The following is a 14,489-nucleotide window of genomic DNA, read 5'->3' on the forward strand; positions in this document are numbered from 1 at the left end:
AATACAACTGGAATTATTTGTGGTTTTCAATCCACTTTCTAGCATTCACAAACGCTTCTAACCATGGTGAAACTTCGTCTTTTCTACCTTCAGGATAGTGAGCCCAATTCCATTGAAATGTTGAACGTTCAATATGTGGCATAGTTACTAAATGACGACCAGTTTTATCACACATCATGGCAGTATTGAAATCTGAACCATTAGGATTGTGAGGATAGTCTTTATAGCCATATTTAGCAACGATATTGTATTTATCTTCAGTATATGGCAAGCTAAATTTGCCTTCTCCATGAGAAATCCAAACACCTAAAGTTGTTCCAGCAAGGGTTGATAACATTACAGAATCATTCTCTTGTATTTTTACAGAAGTAAATGAACTTTCGTGTTTATGTGACTCATTATGCGTTAGTTTTCCATGAGTTTCATGTTCAGGATTTACTAAATCTAATTCCATCCAAAGTTGCGCACCATTACAAATGCCAACAGATAGCGTATCATCTCTATCAAAAAAGTTCTTTAAAGCAGAATTTGCTTTTTCATTATACTTAAAAGCACCAGCCCAACCCTTAGCTGAACCTAAAACATCAGAATTACTAAAGCCACCAACGGCTCCAATAAATTGAATATCTTCTAAAGTTTCACGACCAGAAATTAAATCGGTCATGTGCACGTCTTTTACATCAAAACCAGCTAAATACATAGCATTTGCCATTTCACGTTCAGAGTTGCTTCCTTTTTCACGAAGGATAGCTGCTTTAGGCCTTGTATTTCCTATGACAGGTAATTTTCCAGTGAAATGTTTAGGGAAGGTATATTGTAAAGGTTGATTTTTGTAATTGTTGAATCTATCTTCAGCTAAATTCTTCGCGGTTTGTTTTTGGTCGAGTAGGAAAGAGGTTTTATACCAGACATCTCTTAATCTCGATACCGTCATAGTGAATACTTCAGCTTGATTAATAACACTTAGTACATCAGATTCGGTTACTTTTCCAATATTGAAATACTCAATATTTGCTTCTGATAAAACTGTTTCTACTGAAGCATCTTTTGCTTGAAACACAACTCCTGAATTTTCTGCAAATAAGATTTTAAAAGAATCTTTTTCATCTAAAACACTTAAATCTAATTCAGCACCTAAATTAGTGTCAGCAAAGCACATTTCAAGTAACGTAGTAATCAAACCACCAGAAGCTACATCGTGTCCAGCAACAATTTGCTCATCTTTGATTAACTGTTGAATCGTGTTAAAAACTTTTTTTACATAAGAGGCATTGGCAACATTTGGCGCATCATTTCCAATTTTATTAAGTATTTGAGCAAACGAGCTTCCACCTAACTTAAAATCGTCCTGAGATAAATTAATATAATAAATAGCCCCTGCGTTTTTTTGAAAAACAGGCTCCACAACTTTTGTAATATCATTACAATTTGCAGCAGCAGAAATAACCACAGTTCCTGGTGCAATTACTTCTTCATTTGGATATTTTTGTTTCATCGACAAGGAATCCTTTCCTGTTGGCACATTAATACCCAAATCAATAGCGAATTCTGAAATCGCTTGAACCGCTTCATATAATCTAGCATCTTCACCTTCATTCTTACAAGGCCACATCCAGTTTGCAGATAGAGAAACTGACTTTAACCCATCTTTTAAAGGTGCCCAAATAATATTGGTCAAGGCCTCTGTAATGGAATTTCTACTTCCAGCTTCTGGATTAATAAGACCAGAGATAGGAGAGTGCCCAATTGAGGTTGCAATTCCTTCTTTTCCTTTGTAATCTAAAGCCATTACACCAACATTGTTAAGAGGTAATTGTAATGGTCCAGCACATTGTTGTTTAGCTACTTTTCCACCGACACAACGGTCTACTTTATTGGTTAGCCAGTCTTTACAAGCTACTGCTTCTAACTGTAAAACTTGATCTAAATACTCGTAGAAATTATCTGAGTTATACGAAACATTTTCATAATTTCTTTTAACAGTTTTGTCAAACATAACAGTTTTAGGAGAGCTTCCAAACATATCTTCCATAGCTAAATCCATAGGTTTGTTGCCTTTGATTTTAGATTGAAATGTAAAGCGGTCGTCTCCTGTAACATCACCAACGGTATACATTGGTGAACGCTCACGTTCAGCTATTTTTTGTAATGTATCAATATGTTTTTCAGAAATAACTAACCCCATTCGTTCTTGAGACTCGTTACCAATTATTTCTTTATCAGACAATGTAGGGTCTCCTACTGGTAATTTATCTAGATCTATTTTTCCGCCTGTATCTTCAACTAGTTCCGACAAGCAATTTAAATGTCCACCAGCCCCATGGTCATGAATTGAAACAATGAAGTTTTCTTCACTTTCTACCATGCCACGAATAGCGTTTGCTGCACGTTTTTGCATTTCTGGGTTAGAACGTTGTACAGCATTAAGCTCGATTCCTGATTCAAATTCTCCAGTATCTGCAGATGACACAGCAGCACCACCCATACCAATACGGTAATTTTCACCACCAAGAATCACAATTTTATCACCTTCTTTAGGTGTGTCTTTTAAAGCTTGATCAACTTTTCCGTAACCAATACCTCCAGCTTGCATAATAACTTTATCGAAACCAAGTTTACGTGGTTGAGACCCTTCGACTGCGCTCAGGGTGACATCGCTACTCTCGTCATGTTCAAAAGTTAATACTGAACCACAAATAAGTGGTTGGCCGAATTTGTTTCCAAAATCTGACGCACCATTCGATGCTTTTATTAAAATATCAATTGGTGTTTGGTATAACCATTTACGGGCTTCAAATTTTTGCTCCCAAGGTCTGTTTTCTTCCAAGCGAGAATACGATGTCATATAAACTGCTGTTCCTGCTAATGGCAACGAACCTTTTCCTCCAGCAAGTCTATCTCTAATTTCTCCGCCTGAACCTGTTGCGGCACCATTAAAAGGCTCTACAGTTGTTGGGAAGTTATGCGTTTCAGCTTTTAAAGAAATTACAGAGTCAAATTCTTCTGTTGTATAGTAATCTGGAACATCGGCACGTTTAGGTGCAAATTGCTCCACTTTTGGACCTTTTATAAAAGCCACATTGTCTTTATATGCCGAAACAATATCGTTTGGATGTTGTTTCGATGTTTCTTTTATTAATTTGAAAAGCGATGTTGGTTTTTCTTCACCATCAATTACAAAAGCTCCATTGAATATTTTGTGGCGACAATGCTCTGAATTAACTTGTGAGAAACCAAAAACTTCCGAGTCGGTTAATGGTCGATTTATTTTCTTTGAAACACCTTCTAAATACTCAACTTCTTCATCACTTAATGATAGTCCTTCTTGTTGATTGTAAGCAGCAATATCTTCAATATTAAGAATGGGTTCTGGTTTAATATTAATTGTAAATGATTCTTGATTCAATCCGTCGAATTTTTCAGAAATCATAGGATCGTAATCTTTAAAATCTTTAGCAACAGCTTTGAATTCTTCAATTCTTAGTATACCTTCAATTCCCATATTCTGGGTTATTTCAACAGCATTGGTACTCCAAGGTGTTATCATAGCAGCTCTAGGACCAATAAAAAAAGCATCCAATGATGCTTGTTCTAGTTTAGGTTGGTTGCCAAATAACCAAGTTAATTTCGAAGTGGTTTCAGTTGATAATTCTTTTGTTGCTTGAACAGCAAATACTTTACTGTTTTGGTTTCCGAAGAAATGAATCATTATGTCTTAGTTTGTTATTTTTAGTAAAGTGCAAATTTAATTTTTTTACTTGTAATTCTTTGCTAAAAATTAATCTTAATTTGATAGTTATTCACGAGGTTTTAAACATAAAAAAAGTGAGCTAATTAGCTCACTTTAAAATATAGTCTTTACTGCCTAATGAGTTTTTTAGTAATACTCTGATTGTTATTAGAAATTCTAACTAAATAAACACCTTTGCTAATGTTAGAAATATCAATATAGTTATTATTCATTATTGCTTTTGAAACAACCAATTTACCAAGTACATCATAAATCTTAATATCTAAAGTTTTATCAGTACTAAAATAAATAGTATTGTCTTTTACAGGATTTGGAAAGATTTTTACAGACGAGACTAATTCTTCTTGAGTATTCAAAAATAATCCCCATCTATCAGCTGCTGCTACTTGACCTGCTGGTGTTCCCCAAATAAGATTTGCTAAATAGGGTTCGTCTATAAAAGGGTTTCTATTACCCTGTGAGTATGTTGCTCCACTTGTGTGGTACGAATTTCTATTATCTTCATAAGTTGAAACAGGGTCTTCAGAGTTCCATTTAAGAAATAGGTCAATCATATCATCTGGAGTACTTGCAGGACTTCCAACACCAACATTTGTAGGTAAGCATTGGTTACCATATCTAATGTACATATACATAATAATACGAGCTGCATCACCTTTCCATTCATCACCAGGATACCATCCGCCAGTAACGTTTTTTGAATCACCTGAACCATCAGCGAATTTTTGGTTACCTCTTTGACCGTTTCTTTGAACATCTGAAGCTCTAATATGGTGTCCATCTGCTCCAGGAATACTATTACTTGTAAAACTAGGAGTTCCTAAAGATTTTGGAAATACATGCTCTCTATTAAAATCACAATTTGATCCTCCATTTGAATTAACACTTCTTTCGAGGTCATTGGTGCAATCTGAATCTGTACCGTCTTCATATCCGTAAATTAATAATACGTTTGAAAAATTACTCGGATTTAAATCGGTTGCTTTTGTTGCATCCCATCCATAGGATAATACATTGGTGTGCGTTGTTGTTACTTTATTAGCTAACTCATTTTTTAGTGCAACACCTGTAAGAGTTAAATTCACATCGTCGTAATATGATTGTTGTGCAAAGACACTAATATTTATAGTGACTATAAGGGCTAAAAAGTAAAACTTCCTCATAAATATTATTTTTTTCTTTCTAATAACGCCATATAGAATCCATCATATCCAGATTCGTGGGCGAATACTTTTTTGTCTTTTACAAATGTAAAATCTTTTCCTGATTCCGATACTAAAAATTCATCAACCTGTTTTTGGTTTTCAGAAGGAAGAATTGAACATGTTGCATATACCATTTTACCTCCAGGTTTCAGCATTTTGGAGTACTGTTGTAATACTTGCTGCTGCGTTTGCTTTATATTGTCAATAAACTCAGGCTCTAATTTCCATTTGGCATCAGGGTTTCTTCGTAAAACCCCTAAACCAGAACAAGGAGCATCAATTAAAATCCTATCTGCTTTATTATAGAGCTTTTTAATTGGTTTAGTGGAGTCAATTACTTTCATTTCAATATTATGAACACCATTTCTTCTAGCTCTAATTTTAAGTTTTTTCAATTTACTTTCGTAAATATCCATGGCGATAATTTGTCCTTTGTTTTCCATTAAAGAGGCTAAATGAAGTGTTTTTCCTCCAGCTCCAGCACAGGTGTCAACAACTTTCATACCTGGTTTTACATCTAGAAAATCAGCCACTAATTGAGAGGAAGCATCTTGAACTTCAAACCACCCATCTTTAAAGGCCTCTGTCTTAAAAACATTAGTTCGTTGAATCAATTTTAGTGCTGAAGGATGATTTGGTAAGAACTCGGTTTCAATATCTTCAGATTGTAGCTTTAGCTGTAAGTCTTTTTTATTGGTTTTAAGTGTGTTAACACGTAAAACAACTTCAGCTTGTAGGTTTTGGGCAGCAAGTTCTTTAGTCCATTTACTTTCTCCAAGCTCTTTAATTCCCAGTTCATCCATCCAATCTGGGATAGATTCTTTGAATTTTCTAATTTTTGAGAGCTCATCAAAACGCCCTTTAATTTTACGAGTTGGTGTATTTTCAAAGTATTTCCAATCTGGAAGACTAATTCCTTTTAGCGTCGCCCAAACTGCAAATAAACGCCATACATCATCACGACTAAAAGGTTCTTTTACATCAGCAATTTCAGCATATAAGCGTTTCCATCGAACAATTTCATATGTGGTTTCTGCAACAAATCCACGATCACGACTTCCCCAACGCTTGTCACGTTTTAAAAGATGTTGGACTACTTTATCAGCATAATCTCCTTCGTTGAATATTTGAATAAGTCCATCAATAACGGCAAAACATAAATTTCTGTGTAAACGCATCTCAATAATTTAAGCATGCAAAGGTAGTTTAAAAAGTTTATTTGTTGAATCGTTTGTATGTTTATTCAATGAGTTTTCTATTTTTATAAAAACTTTAAATGATGAAACAAATAATAATTGTATTTCTATTAATCTCTTTGTTTTCTTGTAAAACTGAAGAAAAATTTATTCCTAGAGATTTTAACTCTGTTGAAATTGAGCATATTCTTGAGGATTCGCTTTTAAGTATTCGAGCTATTGATGTTTTAAATGATGGCAATTTAGCTTTTGCAGCCAATAATAATTCTTTTGGACTGTACAATCCAGCTAAAAGAGCCTGGAATATTTCTAAACAAAAACAAGATACACTCAAGTTTAGTTTTAGGTCTATTGGACATACAACTACCGATTTTTTTATGTTAACTGTTGCTAATCCTGCACTATTATATAAAACTACAAGTGCTGGAATGCAATTAGTATATAGGGAAGACCATGAAAATGTATTTTATGATGCTATGAATTTTTGGAATGATAATGAAGGCATCGCAATTGGCGATAGTATAGATGGTTGTTTATCTATAATTATTACACGAGATGGAGGAACAACTTGGACTAAATTACCTTGTGACCAATTACCTCTTGCTGAGGAAGGTGAGGGTGCTTTTGCTGCTAGTAATACTAATATTGCTATTGTTGAAGATAAAACTTGGGTTGCTACAACAGCAGGAAGAATTTATTACTCTGAAGATAAAGGAGAAACATGGGAATTAATAAATACTCCAATGATTAGTGAAAAAGATACTGAAGGTATTTACTCTATAGATTTTTATGATGAACTAAATGGTTTTGCTATTGGTGGTGATTATACAAAGCCAGATGGTAATAAAGGAAACAAAATTAAAACTGTTGATGGTGGAAAAACTTGGCAGTTAGTTGCTGATGGACGAACACCAAATTATAGAAGTTGCGTGCAATACATACCTAATAGAAATGGAATGGAGCTTGTTGCTGTTGGATTTAAAGGAATCGATTTTAGTAATGATGGAGGAGAGACTTGGAAAACTGTTAGTAATGAAGGCTTTTTTACAATAAGGTTTATTGATGAAACAACAGCTTATGCAGCTGGAAGTGGTCGTATTAGTAAGATAGTATTTAAATAAAAAAAGAGGAGCAGAATGCTTCTCTTTTTTTATTTATGGTCTATTTTTAGAACGCTGACTATGCCTTTTTCTATAAGACTCCATTAACTTTCTGTTAAAAGCATCTTCAGCAGATTTTAGCTTAATAATTTTTTGCGCAGGAATTACTTTTTTAAGATCCTTAATTAATTGTTGTTTGGCATTGTGCATTTTATCTTCAACTGCCATGAATTTATCTAAAATATCTTGAGCTTCTTTTTCTGTAAGGTTTTCTTTTTTCATAGCAGATCTAATTTTGTATAACTCAGATCTACGTATTTGATTTGTTTTATCTTCAAAAGCATTATATACTGGCCAAAATTTTTGAGCTTCATTTGAAGTTAAATCTAACTTATCGGTAATAAAAGCCACTTTTTGAGCTTTAATTTTTTCCTGTATTTCTTTTCTTCCTCCTTGTGCAAAACTAGAAAGGCAAATTAGAAAAAAGAAAAAAGGAATAATTATTCGCTTACTCACTAAATTCTTATTGATTAAGTATTCGTGAAAATTTTTCAGTTTTTTCATTTTAATTGTTATTGGTCAATGATATCTTCTAAGTTAACATTCTCTAATAAATAATCTTTAAGAGAATCATCATTAAAAGTATCATCAAAAATTTCTATGTCTAAATTTATGTCATCATTACCGGTTAGTAAAGATGCAATTTCGTAAGTATTTATACCTTCATTAATAATATAATTTTCTACAAGTTCATTATCAATAGAGTCTATTGATATTTCTGAGCTATTCCAAAAAACGTTTAACATAATAAGTACAGCTGCTGCCACTCCTGAAATATAAATAAGTGTTTGCTTATTAAATAGAGAAATTACTCTAGAATTGGTTGTTTTAGTTACTTTACTAAATATAACATCTTCTAAAGTATCTAAATAACCTTCAGGCATTTTATAACCTGTACCATCATCAGTGTTTTGAAGGGCAACATCCAGCTTGATATTGTCCATTATTTGATCCTCCAGATTTTGGAAGTAATCCTTAGGAGCTTTGAAGCCAGCGTTTTTTATGTTATTTAAATTGTTTTTCATGTTAATAGTTAGACTCTAATTTCTTTAAAAGGTTTAATCTTCAGTTAAATATGCTTCAATTTTTTTTACAGCTATATGGTATGATGCTTTTAAAGCACCTTCACTAGTCTCTAGAATGTCAGACATATCTTTATATTTTAAATCATCAAAGTATTTCATATTAAAAACCAATTGCTGTTTTTGTGGCAAGCTAGCAATTGCTTTTTGAAGCTTTAATTGAATGTCATTACCATCAAAATAAACATCAGAAGTTAAACTGTTAACAGCTTTTGATTGTATATCTTCATTACTAGTTTGTAGACGTTTGGCATTTTTATTTATAAAAGTAATGGCTTCGTTTGTAGCAATACGATACATCCATGAAAATAGTTTACTATCTCCTTTAAACTTATCGATGCTTCTAAATACTTTAACAAAAGTATTTTGTAATACATCATCAGTATCATCATGAGATATTACAATTTTACGTATATGCCAATATAAACGCTCTTTGTAGAGGGCAATTAAGTCTCTAAAGGCTTTCTCTCTTGTCGATGGTGATTTAAGTTGAGATAATAAAAGATCTTCGTTATTCAAAAAAATAGGTTTCTTTTTAGACTCATCAATTTATAAAAAGTTTAATGACTTTATAATTTAAATTTTTTATTTTTTTTAGAATCATAACTTTTTAAAAAACAGATAGTTAATGCGAAAATCATCGATAAAGTGTAAAATAATATCGATAAAGTGTAATTTTTTTTTGGTCAGTCCCAAAATATGTTATATGTTTACACTGTCTTAACCTACTAAGTATTACCATTTCCCCCAAGATTGGTAATAAAGAGAAAAGGATGTTACCCAAATTACATCCTTTTCTTATTTTTATAAGTTTCCTGTTTTTAGATTTATTGAAAGGATTGCATAGCAATTAAATTACTATAAACACCTTTTTTATCAAGAAGTTCTTGGTGTTTGCCTTGTTCTACAATTTCACCTTTTTGCATTACTATAATCTCGTCAGCATTTTGTATGGTAGATAAACGATGCGCAATAACGATTGATGTTCTATTTTTCATCATGTTTTCTAGAGCGACTTGTACTAAACGCTCACTTTCGGTATCGAGTGCTGAGGTAGCTTCATCCAGAATCATAATTGGAGGGTTTTTTAAAACTGCTCTTGCTATACTTAAACGCTGTTTTTGACCTCCAGATAATTTGTTTCCTGAATCTCCAATATTTGTATGTATACCTTCCGGAAGGTCTTTAATAAATTCCCATGCATTGGCAATTTTTAAGGCATCAATAACTTGCTCGTCTGATGCGTTTTCATCACCCAAAATAATATTGTTTTTTACAGAATCGTTAAATAAAATTGAATCTTGAGTGACTAAACCCATGAGATTTCTTAGTGAATGTTTTGTGAGCTCTCTAATATCTATTCCGTCAATTATTATTTGTCCATCGGTAACATCATAAAAACGTGTCACCAAGTTGGCGATAGTACTTTTTCCACTTCCAGATTGTCCTACTAGCGCTACTGTTTTTCCTTTAGGAACATTAATGCTAAAATTTTTAAGGACTAGTTCTTCGTCGTATTTAAATGATACGTTTTTTAGTGAAATACTATTCGCAAAATCTTCTTTTTTAATAGCATTTGGCTTATCTTTTAAACTAGATTCAGTATTTAAAATTTCTAAAACACGCTCAGCTGCAGCATTTCCTTTTTTAACTTTATAGCTAGCTTTACTAATTGCTTTTGCTGGCGTAAGAATATTATATGCTAGTCCCATATAGACTAAAAATAATCCTGGGTCTAGCGATTTATCTGTTAATACCATTTGCCCTCCATACCATAATAATACAGCTATAACGGTAATTCCTAAAAACTCACTAGTTGGACCAGCTAAATTTTGTCTATTTAAAAGTGAGTTTGAAAATTTATAAAAACGATTAGTAGATTCTTGAAATTTCCCTCCAAATATCTTCTCGCCATTAAATCCCTTAATAACCTTAAGTCCAGAAAGAGTTTCATCAACAATAGATAAGAATAATCCTTGTTCTTTTTGTACTTTATTAGATTTTCGTTTTAATGATTTTCCTACTAAAGAGATTAAGAAGCCAGATACTGGAATAAAAACGAAAACAAATAATGTAAGTTTTGAGCTTATTAAGAACATTGATATAATTGTGAATAAAATCATCAATGGTTCTCTAACAATTAACTCTAAAATAGATAAAAATGAATGCTGAATTTCTAAAACATCAGTTGAAATTCTAGACATGGTATCACCTTTTCGTTTTTCAGAATAAAAGGATAGGGGTAAAGAAGTTATTTTTTCATAGAGCTCATTTCTCATATCTTTAAGTACTCCATTTCGTAAAAATGTAATGAAATACATTGCCAAATAGCTAAATATATTTTTTAACAAAAAGGTGCTAACTACCAAAATCACCATAAAAATTAAAACATCTTCATTACCTTCTGCTTTTTTTTCAGTAACAAAATAGTTAAGGTAGCTTTCTCCATAAGAAGTAATTTTACCAATGCCTTCCCAAACAGGTTTTGTTGATACTTCTTTAGTATCTCCAAAAAGTACTTTTAGCATTGGAAACAGCGATATCATAGATAAGGTTCCAAACAACGCATAAAATATGTTTGATATAATATTTAAAACAGCATAAATTTTATACGGTTTTGCAAATCGTAATATTTGCTTGAAGTAGTTCATTAATTAAGTTTCATATCTTTAATAATAGCATCAATCTTTGCATCCAAATGTTGTTCCGTAGCCTTAAATGCTGCCACATTGTCTAGTGTAGCATTTACGCTAATATAAAATTTAATTTTTGGTTCTGTACCACTTGGTCTTAGCGCAATCTTACTTCCATCTTCAGTATAATAAATAAGGACATTGGATTTTGGAATTTCTATATTGTTTTCCTCTCCAGTTATTGTGTTTTTTGAAATAGATAATAGATAGTCTTCTATTTTTATAACTTTACTGCCATTTACTTGATTTAAAGGATTTTCTCTAGCATTAATCATCATTTGTTTAATTTGTTCAGCGCCTTCAATTCCTTTTTTAGTAATTGAAATTAAACACTCTTTATAAAAGCCATATTCTAGATACAATTTAATAAGTTCTTTAAAGAGAGTACTGCCTTTTTCTTTTGCTTGAGCAGCAATTTCGCAAGCCAAAAGCGTAGCGGTAACAGCATCTTTATCTCTCACAAAATCACCAACCATAAAACCAAAGCTTTCTTCTCCACCTCCAATAAAATCTAATTGAGGAAAATCCTTAATCATTTTTGCAATCCACTTAAACCCAGTAAGTCCAATTTTGCATTGTACATTGTAATGTGCTGCTAGATTTTCCATCATAGGTGTAGATACAATCGTAGACCCAATAAACTCTTTACCTAGAATTTTATTTTCATTTTTCCATTGTTTTAGAAGGAATTCGGTCATTAGGACCATAGCTTGATTACCGTTAAGTAGTTTTAACTCGCCATCTAAATCTCTTACTGCAATGCCAACTCTATCACTATCAGGATCTGTACCAATTACAATATCTCCATCTACTTTTTTAGCCAATTCCAATGCCATTTTTAATGCAGCTGGTTCTTCAGGATTTGGTGAATCTACTGTTGGGAAATCACCATTAGGCACTTCTTGCTCTTTTACTAAATTTACATTTGTATAACCTGCTCTTTTTAGTGTTTCTGGAATAATGGTAATAGAAGTACCATGCAACGATGTAAATACTACACTTAAGTTCTTTTTTGCATCTTCAGAAGCATTAAAACTTCCATTTTTTACAGAGGCGCTAATAAAAACTTCGTCTATATCTTTTCCAATATATTGAATAAGTGATTCATTAGAATTGAAATTAATTTCAGAATAATCTAGTGTATTTATTTCAGCAATAATTTCGGCATCTTGTGGTGGTACTATTTGTCCTCCGTCTTGCCAATACACTTTGTAGCCATTATATTCTGGGGGATTATGAGATGCTGTCAATACAATTCCGCAATGGCAATTTAAATGTTTTAGAGTAAAGGAAAGCTCAGGTGTAGGGCGTAAATCTTCAAATAGATATACTTTTATATTATTTGCTGAAAACACATCAGCTACAATTTTTGCAAACGCTTTGCTATTATGCCTACAATCGTAAGCAATAGCAATTTTTAATTGCTCATTTGGAAACGATTGTTGTAGATAATTACTTAAGCCTTGTGTGTTTTTACCAATAGTGTATTTATTCATACGGTTGGTGCCAACTCCCATTACACCACGCATTCCACCAGTGCCAAATTCTAAGTTTTTATAAAAACTCTCTTTTAATTGTTTTGGTTTTGAAGCAATTAACTCCTTTATTTCATCTTGTGTATCTGTATCAAAAGTTGACGTTAACCACGCATTTACTTTTTCTAGAATTTGAGGTTCTATATGAATCATTAATTAAATTTTATATACAAAAATAGCGAATTAACTTAGGTAACGTTGTTGTAGTAAGGTTAACAACTTATAAATTCATTTTTTTGTCAATTTTGTATCGCTCTTTGTCATCTTTATTGCGTAAAATAATTTCACCTAAAAATCCTGCAACAAAAAACTGCGTACCAATAATCATAGTGACTAAGGATATATAAAACTGAGGTCTTTGGGTTATTAATCGCCCAGTAGGATTAATAAAAAGCTTATCAACACCTAAATATAGTGCAAAACAAAAGCCTATAAAAAACATGAGAGCTCCAAGAGCTCCAAAAAAGTGCATTGGTCGTTTGCCGAATTTAGATAAAAACCAAATACTTATTAAATCTAAAAATCCATTAATAAATCGTTCCATACCAAATTTTGTTTTACCGTATTTACGTGCTTGATGTTGTACTACTTTTTCACCTATATTATTAAAACCTTCATTTTTAGCTAATACTGGAATGTAGCGATGCATTTCACCATAAACATTTATATTTTTTACGACCTCTTTATTATAAGCTTTTAAACCACAATTAAAGTCGTTTAGTTTTACTCCAGAAGTTTTTCTGGCAGCCCAATTAAAAAGTTTTGAAGGAATGTTTTTTGCTATAACCGAGTCGTAACGTTTCTTTTTCCAGCCAGAAACCAAGTCGTAACCATTATTGATTATCATTTTGTAGAGCTCTGGAATTTCTTCAGGATTGTCTTGTAAATCGGCATCCATGGTAATTATAGCATTACCTTTTGTTTCTAAGAAACCTGCATGAAGTGCCTGAGATTTTCCGTAGTTTTTTAAAAATCGAATACCTTTTACAGCATTATTTTTTTTTGATAACGTTTCTATTGTTTCCCAAGACCCATCAGTACTACCATCGTCTATAAAAATAATCTCATACAAAAAATGATTGGACTGCATAACATTTGCAATCCAATCATGTAATTCGTTTAATGAGTCTTTCTCGTTAAGTAGTGGAATAACTACTGATATATCCATTTTAAGTAATTTCTTAATTCTTTGTCAAAAATAAAGAAATTATTTAAGCATCTGGGTTAGATTTTTTCATTATTGCAGCTACAATTAGTCCAATTATGGCTTGAAACAAACAAGCCCATGCTAATCCCTTAAGAGTATTAACAACACTATATTGATTTTGATTTTCAATTTTTTCAACCGCTTCAGCAATTGCTTCAGCTGGGGCTCCAAATCCTTCCATCATGCTAATTGTTCTCTCAACAGTAATTTGTTGTATTTCTTTTGCAGCTTCTGGATCTATAAAATTAAAAAGAATCATGCTTACTAATAAGCTGACAGCAATTCCAATAGCAACAGTAATAAAATATGACGAGAAGGCTTCTTTGAAAGTTAAAAACCCTTCTTGTATACTTTTAGATTTAGCTGTAGAGACTACTCCAAAAGCTATTATGGCTAATAACAAGCTTATACCAAGCCACATGTTAGCCATTAAGTTAATGTTTATGAACCAAATGGCCACAGTAATTAAAGATAAAATACCACCTAAATATAGGCCGTAATTAATTGCACTCGATTTAATTGAGTTTTCCATGATGTTTTTTTATGGTTAATAATGTATTTGTATCATTATTAGTACAAACGTTACAATAAATATAAGAAGAATAAAAAAATAAATAATATCTTGTTGTTTTATGAAAAATTCTTAAATTTGCAGCTCGA

The 14,489-nt window shown here is 32.1% G+C and carries 11 protein-coding genes; 1 reads left to right on the forward strand and 10 read right to left on the reverse strand.

The window, feature by feature from the left end:
- Positions 1–13 precede the first annotated feature (13 nt).
- The 3 genes from purL to ABGB03_RS04805 all read right to left on the reverse strand — a co-directional run bounded on the left by purL (position 14) and on the right by ABGB03_RS04805 (position 6,134).
- The gene (purL, locus tag ABGB03_RS04795; RefSeq protein ID WP_347925293.1) at positions 14–3,709 is read right to left on the reverse strand and encodes a phosphoribosylformylglycinamidine synthase; all 3,696 of its coding nucleotides are present in this window, start codon (positions 3,707–3,709) and stop codon (positions 14–16) included.
- 149 nt (positions 3,710–3,858) lie between these two features.
- Positions 3,859–4,914: an endonuclease gene (locus ABGB03_RS04800; RefSeq protein WP_347925295.1), complete on the reverse strand. Its 1,056-nt coding sequence runs from the start codon at positions 4,912–4,914 to the stop codon at positions 3,859–3,861.
- Between the two features lie 5 nt (positions 4,915–4,919).
- Complete coding sequence (locus tag ABGB03_RS04805) at positions 4,920–6,134, reverse strand: methyltransferase domain-containing protein (protein WP_347925296.1); 1,215 nt, start codon at positions 6,132–6,134, stop codon at positions 4,920–4,922.
- Between the two features lie 101 nt (positions 6,135–6,235).
- Between ABGB03_RS04805 and ABGB03_RS04810 the strand changes: the two genes are divergently transcribed.
- Positions 6,236–7,273 carry an oxidoreductase gene (locus tag ABGB03_RS04810; protein ID WP_347925298.1) on the forward strand — a complete coding sequence of 346 codons (1,038 nt, stop codon included), beginning with the start codon at positions 6,236–6,238 and terminating at the stop codon, positions 7,271–7,273.
- 33 nt (positions 7,274–7,306) lie between these two features.
- On the opposite strand, the gene ABGB03_RS04815 is transcribed toward ABGB03_RS04810, so the two are convergent.
- The 7 genes from ABGB03_RS04815 to ABGB03_RS04845 all read right to left on the reverse strand — a co-directional run bounded on the left by ABGB03_RS04815 (position 7,307) and on the right by ABGB03_RS04845 (position 14,361).
- Entirely contained in the window at positions 7,307–7,816 is a 510-nt protein-coding gene (locus ABGB03_RS04815) for a sensor of ECF-type sigma factor (RefSeq protein WP_347925300.1), read from the reverse strand.
- A gap of 8 nt (positions 7,817–7,824) precedes the next feature.
- Positions 7,825–8,337: a hypothetical protein gene (locus tag ABGB03_RS04820; protein WP_347925302.1), complete on the reverse strand. Its 513-nt coding sequence runs from the start codon at positions 8,335–8,337 to the stop codon at positions 7,825–7,827.
- Between the two features lie 33 nt (positions 8,338–8,370).
- The gene (locus ABGB03_RS04825; protein WP_347925304.1) at positions 8,371–8,913 is read right to left on the reverse strand and encodes a sigma-70 family RNA polymerase sigma factor; all 543 of its coding nucleotides are present in this window, start codon (positions 8,911–8,913) and stop codon (positions 8,371–8,373) included.
- A 308-nt stretch (positions 8,914–9,221) separates the two neighbouring features.
- Positions 9,222–11,045, reverse strand: a complete 1,824-nt coding sequence (locus tag ABGB03_RS04830) for an ABC transporter ATP-binding protein (RefSeq protein WP_347925306.1) — start codon at positions 11,043–11,045, stop codon at positions 9,222–9,224.
- Positions 11,045–12,775 carry a phospho-sugar mutase gene (locus ABGB03_RS04835; protein ID WP_347925308.1) on the reverse strand — a complete coding sequence of 577 codons (1,731 nt, stop codon included), beginning with the start codon at positions 12,773–12,775 and terminating at the stop codon, positions 11,045–11,047. Before ABGB03_RS04835 ends, ABGB03_RS04830 begins: the two co-directional genes overlap by 1 nt.
- A gap of 67 nt (positions 12,776–12,842) precedes the next feature.
- Complete coding sequence (locus ABGB03_RS04840) at positions 12,843–13,790, reverse strand: glycosyltransferase family 2 protein (protein ID WP_347925310.1); 948 nt, start codon at positions 13,788–13,790, stop codon at positions 12,843–12,845.
- A gap of 43 nt (positions 13,791–13,833) precedes the next feature.
- The gene (locus ABGB03_RS04845) at positions 13,834–14,361 is read right to left on the reverse strand and encodes a DUF4199 domain-containing protein (protein WP_347925312.1); all 528 of its coding nucleotides are present in this window, start codon (positions 14,359–14,361) and stop codon (positions 13,834–13,836) included.
- Positions 14,362–14,489: the final 128 nt, after the last annotated feature.

It is taken from the genome of Pontimicrobium sp. SW4 (assembly GCF_039954625.1).
Taxonomy (GTDB): domain Bacteria; phylum Bacteroidota; class Bacteroidia; order Flavobacteriales; family Flavobacteriaceae; genus Pontimicrobium.